The sequence below is a fragment of the Bacillus sp. NTK071 genome, from assembly GCF_017303315.1.
Lineage (GTDB): Bacteria > Bacillota > Bacilli > Bacillales > Guptibacillaceae > Guptibacillus.
In genome coordinates this window covers 197,113-214,507 of record NZ_JAFKOI010000006.1, presented here as the reverse complement: position 1 = coordinate 214,507, position 17,395 = coordinate 197,113, and the positions used below count along the sequence as shown (strand labels likewise).

At 39.6% G+C, this 17,395-nt stretch carries 14 protein-coding genes and 1 other annotated feature; of the genes, 5 read left to right on the top strand and 9 right to left on the bottom strand.

Annotation, left to right across the window (positions count from 1 at the left end):
• Positions 1-129: 129 nt before the first annotated feature.
• A complete protein-coding gene (locus JI666_RS12325) occupies positions 130-1,725 on the bottom strand; it encodes an amidohydrolase (RefSeq protein WP_206892159.1) in 1,596 nt (531 codons plus the stop codon).
• 172 nt (positions 1,726-1,897) lie between these two features.
• Between JI666_RS12325 and murG the strand changes: the two genes are divergently transcribed.
• Entirely contained in the window at positions 1,898-2,965 is a 1,068-nt protein-coding gene (gene murG / locus JI666_RS12320) for an undecaprenyldiphospho-muramoylpentapeptide beta-N-acetylglucosaminyltransferase (protein WP_286170788.1), read from the top strand.
• Between the two features lie 38 nt (positions 2,966-3,003).
• Here murG and mbcS read toward each other — a convergent pair whose 3' ends face one another.
• From mbcS to JI666_RS12300, 4 genes are all read right to left on the bottom strand, one after another.
• On the bottom strand, positions 3,004-4,581 hold the full coding sequence (mbcS, locus tag JI666_RS12315; RefSeq protein ID WP_206892155.1) for an acyl-CoA synthetase MbcS: 1,578 nt from the start codon (positions 4,579-4,581) through the stop codon (positions 3,004-3,006).
• 125 nt (positions 4,582-4,706) lie between these two features.
• A complete protein-coding gene (locus tag JI666_RS12310; protein WP_136948544.1) occupies positions 4,707-4,907 on the bottom strand; it encodes an alpha/beta-type small acid-soluble spore protein in 201 nt (66 codons plus the stop codon).
• Between the two features lie 90 nt (positions 4,908-4,997).
• The gene (gene thiI / locus JI666_RS12305; protein WP_136948545.1) at positions 4,998-6,200 is read right to left on the bottom strand and encodes a tRNA uracil 4-sulfurtransferase ThiI; all 1,203 of its coding nucleotides are present in this window, start codon (positions 6,198-6,200) and stop codon (positions 4,998-5,000) included.
• On the bottom strand, positions 6,200-7,339 hold the full coding sequence (locus JI666_RS12300) for a cysteine desulfurase family protein (protein WP_206892153.1): 1,140 nt from the start codon (positions 7,337-7,339) through the stop codon (positions 6,200-6,202). The genes thiI and JI666_RS12300 overlap by 1 nt, the downstream gene beginning before the upstream one ends.
• A gap of 280 nt (positions 7,340-7,619) precedes the next feature.
• Here JI666_RS12300 and brnQ point away from each other — a divergent pair, with 280 nt between their 5' ends.
• Positions 7,620-8,939 carry a branched-chain amino acid transport system II carrier protein gene (brnQ, locus tag JI666_RS12295; RefSeq protein WP_206892151.1) on the top strand — a complete coding sequence of 440 codons (1,320 nt, stop codon included), beginning with the start codon at positions 7,620-7,622 and terminating at the stop codon, positions 8,937-8,939.
• A gap of 87 nt (positions 8,940-9,026) precedes the next feature.
• Here brnQ and ezrA read toward each other — a convergent pair whose 3' ends face one another.
• Complete coding sequence (ezrA, locus tag JI666_RS12290) at positions 9,027-10,724, bottom strand: septation ring formation regulator EzrA (protein ID WP_206892150.1); 1,698 nt, start codon at positions 10,722-10,724, stop codon at positions 9,027-9,029.
• A gap of 223 nt (positions 10,725-10,947) precedes the next feature.
• Here ezrA and hisJ point away from each other — a divergent pair, with 223 nt between their 5' ends.
• On the top strand, positions 10,948-11,781 hold the full coding sequence (gene hisJ, locus JI666_RS12285) for a histidinol-phosphatase HisJ (RefSeq protein WP_206892141.1): 834 nt from the start codon (positions 10,948-10,950) through the stop codon (positions 11,779-11,781).
• Here the strand turns inward: hisJ and refZ are convergent.
• A complete protein-coding gene (refZ, locus tag JI666_RS12280) occupies positions 11,768-12,421 on the bottom strand; it encodes a forespore capture DNA-binding protein RefZ (RefSeq protein ID WP_206892140.1) in 654 nt (217 codons plus the stop codon). The genes hisJ and refZ overlap by 14 nt on opposite strands.
• A 147-nt stretch (positions 12,422-12,568) precedes the next feature.
• Here refZ and msrC point away from each other — a divergent pair, with 147 nt between their 5' ends.
• A complete protein-coding gene (gene msrC, locus JI666_RS12275) occupies positions 12,569-13,054 on the top strand; it encodes a free L-methionine (R)-S-oxide reductase MsrC (protein WP_286170780.1) in 486 nt (161 codons plus the stop codon).
• Between the two features lie 149 nt (positions 13,055-13,203).
• Here the strand turns inward: msrC and megL are convergent, their stop codons facing one another.
• Entirely contained in the window at positions 13,204-14,388 is a 1,185-nt protein-coding gene (megL, locus tag JI666_RS12270) for a methionine gamma-lyase (protein ID WP_206892207.1), read from the bottom strand.
• Between the two features lie 357 nt (positions 14,389-14,745).
• Here megL and rpsD point away from each other — a divergent pair, with 357 nt between their 5' ends.
• Positions 14,746-15,348 carry a 30S ribosomal protein S4 gene (gene rpsD / locus JI666_RS12265; protein ID WP_136948553.1) on the top strand — a complete coding sequence of 201 codons (603 nt, stop codon included), beginning with the start codon at positions 14,746-14,748 and terminating at the stop codon, positions 15,346-15,348.
• 349 nt (positions 15,349-15,697) lie between these two features.
• Here rpsD and tyrS read toward each other — a convergent pair whose 3' ends face one another.
• Positions 15,698-16,963 carry a tyrosine--tRNA ligase gene (tyrS, locus tag JI666_RS12260; protein WP_206892137.1) on the bottom strand — a complete coding sequence of 422 codons (1,266 nt, stop codon included), beginning with the start codon at positions 16,961-16,963 and terminating at the stop codon, positions 15,698-15,700.
• Positions 16,964-17,055: 92 nt separating this feature from the next.
• Positions 17,056-17,281, bottom strand: a binding site (T-box leader).
• Positions 17,282-17,395 lie beyond the last annotated feature (114 nt).

Below are 17,395 nucleotides of genomic sequence, written 5' to 3'. Positions count from 1 at the left end.
CCCGCAGGAGTCTACGTATGTTGGCTACGCTAAGGTCTTACTCTTACCATTCAAAATTCGCGATTTCCTTCATGTATTTTAGTTTTGTCCCAGCCTCTTCAATTTAATGATAGAACTTCAGTCATTAAGCTAATCAAAGTCACTATACACAACGGATTCATCAATCACCGTCATAACAGCTTTTGTTTGTAGAAGTAGATCTGGATCGCATGCGAATATATCACGATTTAGAACGGTAAAATCAGCATCAAAGTTCTCCTTAATTTTCCCACGTTCATTCTCACGACCAATTGCGTAGGCACTTCCAGTAGTAAATAGCGAAACAGCTTCAAACATAGATAGCTTTTCTTCTGGGTAATATCCTTCATGCGTATCATTTGGACGTTTTCTCGTAACAGCAGCATGAATTCCAAGCAACGGATCAACCGGCTCAATCGGTGCGTCTGACCCACCTGCAATTGGAATACCGCTATTTAATAATGTTTTCCAGGCAAACGACATAGTCATTCTCTCTTCTCCTAGACGTTCCATCACCCATGGGAAATCCGATGCAACGAACCTTGGTTGAATATCAAGAATCACAGATAGTTGGTTAAGGCGATCAATTAAGTCTTTTCGAACAACCTGTGTATGAATCAAACGATCTCTCAATCCATAAGGGGCAGGAAATTGTTCAATCGCTTCAATTGCATATTCAAGTGCTAAGTCTCCAATTACATGAATCGCAACAGGCATATCATGGGTTCTCGCTTCTCTAACTAGCGTTGTTAAACCTTCAATGCTATGTATTGCAACTCCAGAGGTATCAGGAGAATCATTATATGGGTGACTTAATAATGCTGTCCGCCCACCAAGGGCACCATCAGCAAAAATTTTCATTGCACCAAGTTCGACGTATTCCGTTCCATCACCGAAGCCTAACCCTTGCCTTCTCATCTCATCAATGACTTCATGATGAACTAGTAAATTCGCTCTGAATTTCCGCTTACCGTTGATGACATTCATGAATGTTTCATATGTTCTCGTAAAGCCTCCATAGTAATTTAGATCTTCACTATGTCCACCGGTGATGCCTTTTGATACAAGATCATCAACCGAAGACGAAAGTGCTCGTTCAAGGAAGCCTATACTTACTTCTGGCATTGCATTTTTCACTAGTTCTTGAGCGCGGTCAAGTAGATATCCAGTCGCTTTCCCATTACTATCACGCATAATGACACCACCTTCTGGATCTTTCGTCTCATCGGTGATACCTGCTAACTCAAGTGCTATGGAATTTGCAAGAATCGCATGCCTACAGACGCGCGTTAGCATCATCGGATGGTTCGGCGCAATTTCATCAAGTTCATCGCGATGAAAAATCTTACGGTCAGCGAAGTTATTCTCATTCCAACCTTCGCCAATAATCCATTCATCTGAAGAAGCATTTCTTACTTTCTCGAGAAGCATCCCTTTCATTTCCTCGGCTGATGCTGACTGAGAAAGGTCCAGACGTAGAAGCTTCTCACCATGACCAATCATATGAAGGTGGCTATCAACAAAACCAGGAATCATAACGTGACCTTTAAGGTCACGGCGCTGATTTATTTGACTGCCAAAAACAGATCTAAGCTCAGCTTCAGTACCTGTTTTCTTAATACGTCCGCTTTCTGTATAAACTGCTTCTACCGTCTCATTCTCTTGATCAAGCGTATATATTTTCCCACCAAACCAAAGCGTTCCCAATGATGTTCTCCCCTTTTATGTAATGTCAATTGTTCACTTATTGTATCACTCCACTCCTATGCTGTGAATCTTCTGGATTTTAAATTGAACTCTTTGTTGCTTTTTTAATCATGATACAATAAGGAGAATGAATAAAATGAGCAAGACAATTGTTGAAGGTGAGGAAATCTCGTTGAAAAAGAAAATTCTATTTACTGGTGGCGGTTCTGCCGGACATGTAACGGTTAATCTAGCTCTAATTCCACGTTTTCTTAAGGAGGACTGGGACATTCATTATATTGGTTCAGAAAATGGAATTGAACGTCAATTGATTGAACCCCTTAAAGGTGTAACATACCATCATGTTTCAACAGGAAAACTGCGTAGGTATTTCGATTGGAATAATTTCAAAGATCCTTTTAAGGTCATTAAAGGCGTAGGAGAAGCGTTCTCTATCATTAAGCGAGAAAAGCCATCTGTGATCTTCTCAAAAGGTGGATTTGTTTCTGTTCCTGTTGTAATTGCTGGCAAAATGAATAACGTGCCCGTTATTATTCACGAATCAGATTTAACCCCAGGACTCGCTAACAAAGTTGCGATCCCTTTTGCTTCAAAAGTCTGTACTACATTCCCAGAAACGGTAAAGCACCTTCCTGAAAACAAGGCTGAGTACATCGGTGCAGTCGTTAGAGACGAGTTAAAGAGTGGGAACCGTGCAAAAGGCTTATCTTTTGCCGGGTTTAGCGGTAGCAAACCAGTCATGCTTATTATGGGAGGAAGTCTCGGAGCAAAACGAATTAATGAAGCGGTTCGACACCAGCTTGATGAACTATTAAAAACGTTTGATATCCTGCACCTAACTGGTAAGGGGCAGGTAGACTCATCGTCAAAAAGGAATGGATATAAGCAGTTTGAATATGTAACAGACGAACTACCTGACTTGTTAGCAATGGCAGACTTGATTATATCAAGAGCAGGTTCAAACTCAATCTTTGAATTCCTTGCCTTAAAAAAACCAATGCTACTTATTCCACTATCGAGAGCAGCAAGCAGAGGGGATCAAATTTTGAACGCACAATCGTTTGAAAAATCCGGTTATGCAAATGTACTATTAGAAGAAGATCTTACTGAAGAATCCTTTATGAAATCTGTTCGTGAAACGTATCAGAATCGCGAGACATATATTCATTCAATGGAACAGGACAATGCAGGAGATCAAGCAAACAAAATTGAGGCATTAATAAAAAATAAAGCCAAATAAAAGACGAGGACCTTAACCGGTCCTCGTCTTTCTTCTATTTAAGAAACACTCTGTGTTTCTTTTTGACGAAGCTCTATCCTTCTAATTTTACCGGAAGTTGTTTTTGGAAGTTCTTTAATGAATTCTATTTTACGCGGATATTTGTATGGAGCCGTTAGCTCTTTAACATGATCTTGAAGAGCACGCACAAGTGCATCTCCAGCTTGACTATCATCTTTAAGCACAACGTATGCTTTTACAATATTGCCACGTACTTCATCAGGACTTGCAACTACTGCACACTCTTGAACAGCCGGATGCTTTACAAGAGCATCCTCTACTTCAAATGGTCCAATCGTATAACCAGAGCTAATAATAATATCATCGCCCCTACCCTCGAACCAGAAGTAACCGTCATCATCTTTAGACGCTTTATCGCCAGTTAGGTAGTAATCACCCCGATATGCCATTTGTGTACGTTCTTCGTCTTTGTAATAATGTTTAAACAAAGCCGGCACATCCTTATGGACAGCGATATCGCCTACTTCACCAATACCGACCGGCTGACCTTCATCATTAATGATTTCAACACGATTTCCAGGTGTTGGCTTACCCATCGACCCTGGCTTCACTTCCATACCCTTTATAATTCCAACAAGAAGAGTGTTCTCAGTTTGTCCGTATCCATCTCTCACGTCTATATTGAAATAACGTCTAAACGTGTCAATAACTTCGCGGTTAAGAGGTTCTCCTGCTGAAACAGCACTTCGTAATGACGGGAGGGTGAAGCGATCTAGTTCGTCTACTTTCGCCATTAAGCGATATTCTGTAGGCGTACAACAAAGCACATTAATATCATACTCAGCGAGAAAACCAAGATAGGTTTCTGGATCGAATTTACCGCTATACACAAATCCTGTTGCACCACTACATAATGTTGCTACAAAAGGACTCCAGATCCACTTCTGCCACCCTGGTCCGGCTGTTGCCCAAACATTGTCTCCTTCTTGAATATCTAACCATGACGCTGACGATGTTTTGAGATGAGCATATGCCCAGCCGTGACTATGGACAACACCTTTCGGATTACCAGTAGTACCTGATGTATAAGATAGGAAGGCCATATCGTCTCTAGACGTATTAACCCCTTCAAATAAAACGCTTTCATTTTGAGCTTTATCAAGTAGTGGGGCCCAACCGTCTTTCACATCCCCAACAACAAATTTCATTTTCAGTGAAGGTGCCTCAGTTTCTACACCTTTGAATGAGTCTATTAGCTTAGAGTCACAAATAACTGCCTTTGCTTCTGAATGATTAATACGATAAACAAGGTCTTTCTTTCTTAACATTTCTGATGATGGAATAACAACAAGACCAGCTTTTAGACAAGCGATATAAACTGCGTATGTATCGATAAGGCGCGGCATCATGATTAGAACACGATCCTGACTTTTTAACCCTTCAGATGTCAAAGCCCCTGCAATTTGGTTCGCTTTATTCATTAAGTTATTGTATGTAATCTCCTGGAAATCTCCACTATCGCTTCGCCATTTCAAAGCGACCTTATGTTCTTCTGTAGTAAAACGCTCTATCTCGCTTGTTAAATTGTAATATTTAGGTGCCATTAAATCCTGCATGCTATTTCCTCCTCTTGTATGTAATAGTTTTATTATACATAAAAATAAGAAAGTTTTGAACATTTATGAATAAAACAAAAAGCGGAAGATGCTGTATGCACCTTCCGCAAGCCATTAATATTCAATTATTTAGAGTATCCTCCAAATTGTTGTTCAGACTGTTGCACAAGACGCTTTGTAATCTCGCCACCAACTGAACCGTTTGAACGTGCAGTAGAATCTGGACCAAGAGTTACACCAAATTCAGAAGCAATTTCATACTTCATTTGATCAAGAGCTTGTTGTACACCAGGTACCACTAGGTTGTTTGAGCTGTTATTTGCCATGGGATGTTCACCTCCTTGCCTATAGAATTTGATAGACAGAGGGGTGTTATCCCTTTTAACTTATGGGAATATGGTCAAATGTTGGAAGTTCTATAGTAAATCGCTAAATTCGTCGTCTTTTTCTTTGATTATGATTGTTTCAACGCCAGCAACTGCTTCTTGAACTAATTCATCCACAGGCAAGTACTGTTCAAACTTGTTCGCATGCTCTCGTTTAGGCTTTGTTTTAGGTGCTTCAGGTAGAAATACTGTACAGCAATCTTCGTAAGGACGAATTGAAATATCATATAAATCAATTGCTCTTGAAATCTTCATTATTTCAAGTTTATCCATAGAGATAAGCGGACGAAGCACCGGGAAGTTTGTAACTTCATTAATCGTATTCATACTTTGAATTGTCTGGCTTGCAACTTGTCCAAGGCTTTCACCAGTTGCAATTGCCAGTGCATTATTTTGCTCTGCTAATTTCTCTGTAATACGCATCATCATTCTTCTCATAATAGTCATGCTATAGTTATCAGGCATTTCTTTTTGAATCGTTTTTTGCGTGTTTGTAAAAGGTACGACATGCAGACGTATGTCCCCACCATAACGTGTTAGAACTTTTACAAGATCTTCAACCTTTTGACGAGAGCGTTCACTAGTAAAAGGGGGACTATGAAAATGAACTGCTTCTACTTTTACGCCTCGCCTCATTGTTAAGTAACCAGCAACTGGACTATCGATCCCGCCTGATAGCATTAACATAACTTTGTTGTCTTGAACGGTTGGTAGACCACCAGCGCCTTCTGAATTATTACAACTCAAATAAGCACCATCTTGCTTTACCTCTACTTTCAGCTCCATATCAGGGTTGTGTACATCAACTGTGAGATTCTCCGTATTTCGAAGAACGAACCCTCCAATATCACGATTCATATCCTGTGAACGATGGGGGAATTGTTTAAAAGGTCGTCTTACCGTTACTTTAAACGTCATACTTTCCCCGCGCTGTTGATCCTGAACAAGCTGCAGCGCTTTTTCTTTAATAAGATCTAGATCATGCTCCGTCTTAATAGCTACGCTAAGCGAATGAATACCAAACACTGTTTTAAGCTTATTAATAATCGGTTCGTGATTTGCTCCATTCAATTTAACGACCATACGATCAAAAGACTGGTGTACTTCAATCGAATTGTAATCCGACAGAACTTGTTTTACTCTTTTTTTCAAAGAAGTAATAAATCCTTTTCTGTTTTTACCTTTAAGGGAAATCTCCCCATATCGAATAATAATGTGATCATACATAGCTATTACCTCATTACATGTTTTAGTTTAGAAATGGCTTTTTGAAGCTCACTAAGAAAAATTTCTATCTGCTCATCAGTCGTATCAAAAGATAAGCTAACCCTTATTGCCGTTTTGGCTCTTTCAACTGGAAAACCCGAAGCCTTTAACACATGACTAGTCTCTGCTGCTTTTGAAGAACAAGCGGACCGGGTTGAAACATAGATGTCTTTTTCTTCTAAAGTGTGAATCAAGACTTCTGGCTTTATGCCACGGACCGAGAAGTTAATAATATGTGGAGCTGCAATTCGAGATGTATTAAGTTCAATACCTGCAATCTTAGGAAGTTCATCGACTAGTTTCTTTCTCCATCCTTCAAGCTTATCCTTCTTTGAAGCAGCTGAGTCAAAATACAACCTGAGAGCTTTAGCCATCGCTACAATACCAGGCACGTTCTCTGTGCCTGATCGTATTTCATTCTCCTGCCCACCACCAGATAGCAAAGGAAACAGCGCTACATTTTTCTTTTTTAAGAGAAGTCCATTGCCTTTTAATCCATGGAATTTATGGGCGGAATAAGAAATAAGGTCCGCTTTAACATCATTAAAATCCAGTGGTACCTTCCCTATTCCCTGTACATCATCAATATGGAAGACAGCTCGTGATTTGCCTTTAATTATGTGACCGATGTCTTTAATTGGCTGTATCGCACCTATCTCATTATTAACATGCATAATTGAGACAAGTGTCGTATTAGAAGTAAGGGCATCTTCAAGATCGTTTAAAGAAATTTGTCCGTTTGAATCCACAGGGAGATACGTCACTTCGAACCCCATGTCTTCGAGCTGTTGGAAGGATTGCATGGTAGAAGCATGCTCAATTTGTGTCGTAATGAGATGCTTTCCGCGATTCATATGTTGAAGAGCAACACCTTTAATCGCTAAATTGTTACTCTCTGTTCCACCAGAGGTAAAAATAACTTCACTTATAGAAACATTTAATAATTCAGAAATGCTTTTTCTAGCCTGTCTAAGCAACCTTTCTGCTTCTCCACCTTTTCGATGAAGAGAAGAAGGGTTCGCAAAAAAATCTTCTGCTACGGTTCGATAAGCATCTAGAACTTCTTGATATGGCTTTGTAGTTGCACTATTATCCAAATAAATCATATTATGACACCTTCAGTCATCTTATATTTCCAACTAATTATCTTACCACAGCGTTATAGAAAGACCAAATTAATTCCTCTGAGATTTTTGAACTAAGAATGAATTTTAGATCCCAAGCACGTCTGGTTAAGATTACCAATAGGTGATTGTTCCCGCTATTATCAATAATTAATTGTTTGAATAATTAATTATTTTAGAATCGTTATGATTTGTCGGTTAATTGTGTTAATATGAAGTCCGAAAATTAGGACATGTTAAACAGCTTAATCAGGAGGCAATTATGAAAGCAAAATTATCTAATCAAGATACGCTTACAATAGGCTTAATGCTCTTCGCGCTTTTTCTAGGAGCAGGGAACATGATATTCCCTCCAGCGCTTGGTCAAGCTGCCGGAGAAAATATCTGGATTGCTATTGTTGGTTTTCTCTTTACAGGCGTCGGACTACCGCTACTTGGTGTAACAGCCATAGGATTAACAGGAGGCAGCCTGAATGATATTGCTTCTAGAGTACATCCTTTGTTTGGACTAACCTTCACAGCAGTGCTCTATCTTGCAATCGGACCTTTCTTTGGGATTCCACGTACAGGAACAGTAGCATTCGAAATTGGTGTCGTTCCTTTTCTAAGTGAATCTACAAATCCTACGGGTCTACCTTTACTTCTTTATACGATCGTCTTTTTCGGAATCACGTTCTGGGTAGCATTGAATCCAACAAGATTAGTTGATCGAGTGGGCAAGATTCTCACTCCTCTGTTAATTCTCGTACTCGGAAGTTTAATTGTCGGTGCGTTCGTTAATCCCCCTGGATCACTTTCGGCACCCTCTCCCAACTATGAGAGCGGCGTATTCTTTAAAGGGTTTCTTGATGGGTATTTAACGATGGATGCTATTGCTGCGCTTGTATTTGGAATCGTGGTAATAAAAGCAGTAAATGATCGAGGCGTAACCGATCGAAAAACTGTTTCTCTAGTAGTACTAAAGGCCGGCGTCCTAGCTGCTATTGGACTAACAGCTATCTACTTATCACTTGCCTATATAGGTGCTACAAGCCTAGATCTTGTTGGGAAAGCCGATAATGGAGGGGAAATTCTATCAAGTGTCGCTAGTTACTTATTTGGATCATTTGGAACCGTTTTACTCGGAGCTGCTATCACCTTTGCATGCTTGACTACTTCAGTCGGTTTAGTAACAGCTTGTGGTGAATACTTCTCGAAGGTATACCCAAAACTATCGTATAAAGCAGTAATCCTAATTGTGACGCTATTTAGTGCATTTGTCGCAAATCTAGGGCTTACACAGCTAATTACATTTACTGTGCCTGTTTTAATCGCGATCTATCCAATTGCAATCGTACTGATATTCTTAACCTTTATTGATTATGCAATCCCAGTTCACAACTATGTATACAGGGGATCTATTCTTCTTGCAACCTTCATTAGTATTCCAAATGCGATTGAAGGAGCAGGATTAAATATAGGATTTGGATGGTTACACACTCTACCATTATACAGCGAGGGCGTTGGATGGCTTCTACCTGCAATTGCTGGTGGAGTTATTGGGCTATTAATCCTTCAATTCAAACAGAAAAACTTAAGTTAACGCAGGCAGAGCCTGCGTTTTCTTTATGAGCTTTATTGATAAATCCTTAACGTATACCACAAAAAAACTCTCCTCTTGTGAGGAGAGTCAGGTTCTGACAGGCTCTCTTACATCATCTTTCAATGATTGGAGAACCTCAGGATCCACCTTTTCAATGGCTGCTTCAGCAGTTGAAAGAGCTTCATCATATTCATATCTTCTGAAATGGTCTTCTGCTTTCTGAAGCAGTTCATCCATACTTCTGTACTTACCACGATAACGATTACCGAACTGTATTAGTCGTTCAGTTAAAATCGCGTCTTCTACTAACTTCTTTGTAACTTCCGTACTGTGCTCAACTGCACGCTCTGCATCAGCTAATACTTCATTGACTTGATAAATATCTAGCGGCACATCTGATAGACGATCATTTAATTCTATAATGATTTCCTCAGCAAGTTCAAAGCCATCTAAGTAGGATTCAGGTATACCAGGAAGGTTGCTAAGCTTCATCATTCTCCTTGATTCAATGAGTTGTCTTTTCAATTCTTTAATCGTTTCAAGTGCTTTCAATTCATCTTTTCTTAACATATGCAAATTCTCTTTCTGAATTTGCATATCGTGATCGATCGTTGCCAAATCCTCTTTAAGTGTGAGAACTGTTTCAGCTAGCGTTGAATATGCCTGTTTATTTCCTTCTACCGCTTCACGAACAGCACTAAACCGAACATGCATATCTGAAATCTTCTTTTCGACTTCTTTAATCATCTTTAATTCTTGCTCTTCTAATCGATAGCTGAGTTGGACAACATTTGTTTCTTCCTGCAAATCTTGAAAATGATTATTCGTTTTAAACAATTCATGCTCAAGTTCTTCCACTTTCTCAGTAACAAGTTGTCTTGCGTCTACTTCGGATTCAAGCTGGTCATAAAGTCCTTCAATACTTCTCCGTACCGCATCGACTTCCGACTTAACTTCTTCTATCTCCGTTTTCTCGATGGCAGAATCCCATTTCACGAGATCAGATTCTACATTCTCAATATGGTCTTGAATTTCTAGATGGTCTAGAACATACCCTTCGGACTCCATTGCTGAAGTTCCATCTTCAAGTTCTTTAAGTTGAGCAGGAATCTGTGTATGAACTAGTGTAATTAGTTCTGGCGTTATGACGATCTTCTCTTGTACTGCAGTTAGACGATCTTGAATCTCTTTCAACACATCTCTTGCTTCGAGATAATTCCCATCATCAGTTAATGTTTCATACTGTTGAAGTTTCTGTCTCAGTTCTTCAAGCTCTGCTTCTAGAGTAGGGAAAGCTTTACCAAGAGAACGATTTTGTGAAAGCAACCTCTGTTTTGCTTCTCTGAACACTTCCTGTACTGAGACGATTTCAGTTCGGTTTTGTTCTTCACTAGAAACAAGTTCATTAATGTCTTGTAGCATAAGCTCGATTCGTTTTTCGATCTGCTCAAGACGTTCGCGAGTTTCAACTAACGTATTTTTGGCTTTTCGAAATAGATATTTCTCAGCTGCTTCCTCTGTATCCATTAGCTGATCTTCAAGATTAGGAAGCTTCACTGCAACAATTTCGTCCCACTCTTCACGCCATTTTTCGAATTTTTCTTCCGTTTGACCAGACATAATAAGTCCTTTTACTTTCGAAATCTCATCGGTCACAGGTCTGTTTAATATATCAATCTTCCATTCTTCAAGACGATCGATTTCATTGTATATTTTTCTTCTCGCAAAAGTGCCGTATAATATGACGGCTACCAATATAATAATCGCAATGACAATATACTCCAACGGAAGCACCCCTTCTTCCACATCATCAATTTATGTAATCATGCTAATTTAGCAGTCTAAATCGTCAGATATAGATCGTTTGTAGACGAATATGTACGAAATTTAGTAATGTTTTTATGATACCATGTAATTACCTGTTTGACTAAGTAAATTCAATATTCGGCATGTAAAATCCTTGATATTATTATAAACTTTTTCATTATCAGAAAGAAGGTGCTTTAGGATGAGTATTTCATATGATGGTCACGTTCACTCTCCATTTTGCCCACATGGAACAACTGACCCATTAGAAGACTATGTTGAAGAAGCAATTAAGTTCGGTTATAAAGGAATGACATTTACAGAGCACGCTCCTTTACCTAAGAATTTTACTGATCCGGTTCCCAATAAAGATAGCGGTATGACAGAAAAGAAATTAGGTGAATATCTTCAAGCTGTGCAACAGTTGAAAAGAACATATGATGGAAAAATAGAAATAAAATGCGGGCTTGAAATCGATTACATCGAAGGCTTTGAAGATGAGACAAAGCAATTCCTCCAAACGGTCGGACCTCAGTTAGATGACGCCATTCTTTCTGTTCACTTCATTAAGCACGGTGATCAATATACTTGCCTCGACTATAGTCCTAATGCATTTAAGCAATTGGTAGAATCTCTCGGATCAATCGAAAGCGTCCATCGAAAATATTATGATACTGTATTAAAGTCAGTTCAAGCTAATCTAGGGTTATATAAACCTACACGCATTGGTCACATCACACTTGCAAACAAATTTCAGAAAGAATTTCCTTTCATAGGTCGTTTTCAAACTGAAATATCCTCACTCCTTGATGAAGTGAAAAATTGTGGTTATTCCCTCGATTATAATGGGGCTGGAACAGTGAAGCCTCTATGTGAGGAACCATACCCTCCTAATTGGGTGATCAAGGAAGCAATAAATCGAGAAATCCCTCTTGTCTATGGATCGGATGCCCATAGTGCAAAAGGGATTGGTCAGGGAACTGAAATGATTTGTACACAAACACTTACATCTCCAGAAAGGGTCAGCCGTTCATAACGAGTGGCCTTGCTCCCCACCTTTCAGTTTCACATATATAAAGTTCAATCCATTCCTTTAATTGCTTCGTGTATCGTTCTATAAAGTAATGCTCATTCGGTTGTATATGATGAACTTCAAGTATATATTGGGGGTGCAAAAACGGCATCGATAACATGCCTTTCATTTGCATAATAATATAATCAATTGATTGAGGTCGAAATTCCTTTCTCGCGAAACCGACTTCAAATATTTTAGTGAAATAGAACTTTTCTTTGGAAAGGTAGGTTGTCATTATTTCCCGAACTAGTACAGAATCAAAGGTAATCTCTCGATGGACAAAACGAGCGAGTTGCCTGTTCTGATGCTGGTATTCCATTATTCGTTGGATAGCGTCGATCAGACATGTCTTCGCTGACTTCTTGTCTAGCTGCTGATAGGCTGCTTCGATTTCCTTTACATATCCTTCAAGGAAAGATGTCATAAGAAATTCTGCTAGCCCTTTTTTGCCATTAAAGTAATAAGAAATAAGTGCCACATTCACTTCAGCTTTTCCTGCTATATCACGAACAGAAGTACCGTTGAATCCTTTCGTATTAAAAAGTTGAATGGCGGCCTGTATAACACTTCGCTTCGATACTGTATCTCGCTCCTGTTTCACTAGGAACCACCTCCAAATTGATCGATCATATACATATTCGAGAAGTTATCACCCGTTCCTTTACAAATCGTGCGACAAAATATGTGTGTTAACCGGCAGGATTTGATATGATTAGCATAATTTCGAGTTAAGGAAGAGGTGTTTATCTTGTTTGAAGTCGAATCTTATTCAGGGAAAAGAGAAAAAGATTATCAAATGGTTATTAAACAACTAAGAGCGCTGTTAGATGGCGAGCCAAACCAGCTAGCTAATTTGGCAAATGCGTCTGCTTTACTAAATCAATTTTTAACTGATGTGAATTGGGTTGGTTTTTATCTTTATGAAGAAGAAACTGACCAACTAGTGCTCGGACCATTTCAGGGCCTTCCAGCTTGCGTCCGTATCCAAAATGGAAAAGGCGTTTGCGGAACAGCATCTAAAGAAGGTAAAACGTTGAGAATCGAAAATGTCCATGAATTTCCTGGTCACATTGCTTGCGACGCTGCATCACAGTCTGAAATCGTCGTACCTATCTACAAATCTGGCAAGCTGCTTGGCGTGCTTGATATTGATAGCCCTAAAGTGGGGCGTTTCGACGAAATCGACCAGGAATACCTTGAAAAGTTTACATCTGCTTTAGAAGATTACCTATAATACTCAGATTATCCCTGAACTTAAAAGACTGTTGTTTATGAAAGAGGTTTTGTTAAAAATCCACACTTCAAAGGTCTGCGAAAACAGTCTTTAGAAAAGAGCCTCAAAAAAACAGTCTTGGGTTCCGATCGGAACCCAAGACTGTTTTTCTATGCTTCGAGTGCTTGAAGAACATCTTCCCAAATATCCTCCCATGCTTCAAGTCCAGTTGATAATCTGATTAATGAATTACTAATTCCCATTCGTCTTCTTTCATCCTCTGGAACAACAGCATGCGTCATCGTTGCAGGGTGTTGAATTAATGTCTCTGCATCACCCAGGCTAACAGCAATTTTTATCATTTGAAGCTTATTCATAAACTCCTGTGCTTCCTGCTTTCCTCCTTTCAATTCAAAACTAATTAACCCTCCGGGAGATTTCATTTGTTTCATTGCAATTGCGTACGAAGGGGACGTTTCAGTTCCAGGATACATGACTTTCATTACCCGTGGATGGCTGCTAAGCTTTTCTACAATACTCCTTGCGTTAGAACAGTGTCGATCCATTCGAATTGGTAACGTTTTTAATCCACGTAGCAGCAACCAAGCATCGAAAGGAGACAGAATACCTCCAATATCCTTTTGTGTACTTTTTGCGATTGATGTCATCGCTTCCTTACTTCCAACAACAAGTCCAGCTACTACATCTCCATGTCCTCCAATGTATTTCGTTGCACTATGCAACACAATATCGCATCCGAATTCAAGAGGTCTCTGTAAATATGGAGTAGAAAATGTATTATCGACGACAACTTTAACCCCATGCTCCTTTGCAACTGAGGATATCATCTCAAGATCAATCAATTTAAGTGTTGGATTAATTGGTGTTTCAATATAAATAACAGCTGTATTAGGGCGAATCGCATTCCTAATTTGTTCTACCGAATCTAATGGAAGTAAATCATGATCAATGGAGAACTTTTCCTGCAACATCTTAAGTAATCCGAATGTACACCCATATACGCCTTCTGAGCAGAGAATATGGTCACCTGATTTGACAAGATTCAATAAAACGGCAGAAACAGCAGCCATTCCGGAACCAAACGCTAATCCTGCTTCTGCATTTTCAAGTGATGCAATGCGCTCTTCTAGCATACGGACAGTAGGATTCCCAAGTCTTGAATAAATGTAGCCTGGATCCTCACCAGCGAACCTTCTTTCACCCGCCTCTGCCGTTTCAAAAGTAAACGTCGAAGTCTGGTAAATAGGTGCCGCTAAACTATTATGATGTGATTTATCTTCATATCCATCGTGTATTGTTTTTGTTTCAAAGCGGTGCTTGTCTGTCAAAGTAATTCCCCCTTATGATCGAATTCCTATGTCCTCTATTATTGTAAGCGCTTTCTGAGTTAAGGTGAAGGGGGAATCCCATATAATTAAAAATAATATTGATAGGCTTCTCTACTCTAGCAATGGTAAAATAGGGGTTGAAGTTGACAGAGTACAATGAAAGAGTTACAATTGCATTTGTGTAAAATAAGAATGGGCAGCAGCGTGACGGGCTGTGATTTCATTGTGTTCCTTTTAATAGGTACGCCGCGTAACCTCCGGCTGTCGAGGTGAAGGCGTGTGAAAACACAATGTGCGCAAACCGGAATCACGACACTGTTTTTATTTTATACCAATAATAATGGTATAAAGGAGGAGCTAATTATGGCTCGTTATACAGGACCAAGTTGGAAAATTTCTCGTCGTCTTGGTATTTCTCTAAGTGGAACAGGTAAAGAATTGGAAAAGCGTCCTTACGCTCCAGGTCAACACGGACCTAACCAGCGTAGAAAGCTTTCTGAATATGGACTACAACTTCAAGAGAAGCAAAAGCTTCGTCACATGTACGGCATGACTGAGCGTCAATTCCGTCGTCTTTTCGATGATGCTGGTAAAATGAAAGGTGTTCACGGTGAAAACTTCATGATTCTTCTTGAAGCTCGTCTTGATAACCTTGTTTATCGTCTAGGTCTAGCTCGTACTCGCCGTCAGGCTCGTCAGCTAGTTAACCACGGTCACATCACAGTTGATGGCAAACGTGTTGACATTCCTTCTTACCGTGTAGCGACTGGTCAAGTGATCAGCGTTCGTGAGAAGTCTAACAACCTTGACATCATCAAAGAAGCTATCGAAGTAAACAATTTCGTTCCAGAATACCTTACTTTCGATGCAGATAAGCTTGAAGGTACGTTCTCTCGTCTTCCTGAGCGTTCTGAACTTCCTGCTGAAATCACTGAAGCTCTTATCGTTGAGTACTACTCTCGTTAAGCTGTTTCAGAAAACCCCGGAATTTATTCCGGGGTTTTTATTTTGCTTACTAATTGTTAAGGGCTCTTTTCTAAAAGATTGTTGTTATGAAAGGATTTTCATAAAAGAACCTGATTACGCTAATTGGAGCGGAAGAATGCTCGACTCCTGCGGGACTAGCGGGACAGGTCAGACCCCGCAGGAGCGTTATCGACGAGGAGGCTCACCGCCCGCCCCGCGGAAAGCGAGCATTCTGGAGCGGAAATTGACCATCTATAACAACAATGTCTATGAGAAGAGCCTTGTTAATAAATCTTTATAACCAAAAAAAGGTGCACTCCTTTATCTAGGAGTGCACCTTTACTATAGATTAATACGTAAGAAGGAAGTATTTCTTCTTACCTCTTCTAATAATGACATATTGATTTTCGATTTGGTCAGCTTCGGAAATGACTTTGTCCATTTCCTGACAGCGTTCACCATTAATATAAACCGCTCCGTTTTTAATATCTTCTCTTGCCTGACGCTTTGAAGGTGAGATACCCGCTTCCACAAGAATGTCTATCAAACCTTTTTCACTATCTTCTACATGATAAGAAGGCACATCTTTAAAGCCTAGTCTAATTTCTTCAGCCGTCAATTGCTTAATATCCCCGCTAAATAGCGCTTCAGAGATGTTAATCGCCTGTTGAAACTTTTCTTCACCGTGAACGAGCTTTGTAACTTCTTCCGCTAGCGTACGATGTGCTTCTCTTTTTTCTGGTGCTTCCACGTGCTTGGACTCGATTTCTTTAATTTCTTCAATAGTTAAGAAAGTAAAGTAGTTAAGGAATTTCACAACATCACGATCGTCTGTATTAATCCAGAATTGATAGAACTCATAAGGAGACGTTTTGTCTGCATCAAGCCAGATTGCGCCGCCCTCAGATTTACCAAATTTGGAACCGTCACTCTTTGTTACAAGAGGGAATGTTGCGCCAAAGGCTTTTGTGGATTCCTCGCTACCTTCTTCTTTACGAATTAATTCAAGACCAGCAGTAATATTGCCCCATTGATCACTACCACCAATTTGAAGTCGGCAATTTTCTTGGCGGTAAAGTTGAAGGAAATCATAAGATTGCAGAATCATATATGTGAATTCAGTAAATGAGATTCCCGCTTCTAGACGAGAAGTAACTGAGTCCTTTGCAAGCATATAATTCAAACCAAAATTCTTACCTACATCACGAAGGAATGGAATGACATTCAACTCGCCTATCCAGTCGAAGTTGTTCACAGCTTTCGCTGAGTTGGCTTCATTACCAAAATCCAAAAAGCGAGCAAGCTGTCCCTGCAATTTATTCGTCCATTCTTTTACGATATCTTCTGAATTCAGTGTACGTTCATTTGAGCGTCCACTTGGGTCTCCAATTAGACCAGTAGCTCCTCCTACAAGTGCAATTGGTGTGTGTCCAGCAAGCTGAAATCTACGTAGCGCTAGAACTGGCAGAAGATGACCAATATGCAGACTATCTGCTGTCGGATCGAAACCAGAATATAGAGCAATTCTGTTCTCTGTTAATTCTTTTTCAAGACCTTCTCTGTCTGTTACTTGATTCAAAAGGCCTCTTGCTTCTAATTCGTCCAAAATGTGCATTTTTTCGACTCCTTTTGTTGTTAGTTTTCAGTAATTATTGTTATAATGCGATCCTTTGACCAAAAAAAGCATATAAAAAAACCCGCCCCTGGTAAAGGGACGAGTTTAATCGCGGTACCACCCTTGTTGAAGAAAGAAACCTTTCTCCCACTCAGTCAGAATAACGGTCTGAACCGTCTAATGCTACACAGACATTAACGTCTTTCCCATTAGATGCTCATGGCAGTAATTCACATTTTCCTTTATGCTGATTCACACCTACCACCAGCTCTCTGAAAAAGGGAGAAAAACGCTACTTCGTCCAATCAATGCATATCGTTCTTAAAATCACTATTTAAATTATTATCACAAAGGTGAAATTGTGTCAATTTTAATCCACTATAGCTCCTTCCCAGTTTATACAAATCTCGACGACATATGCTATAATAAACA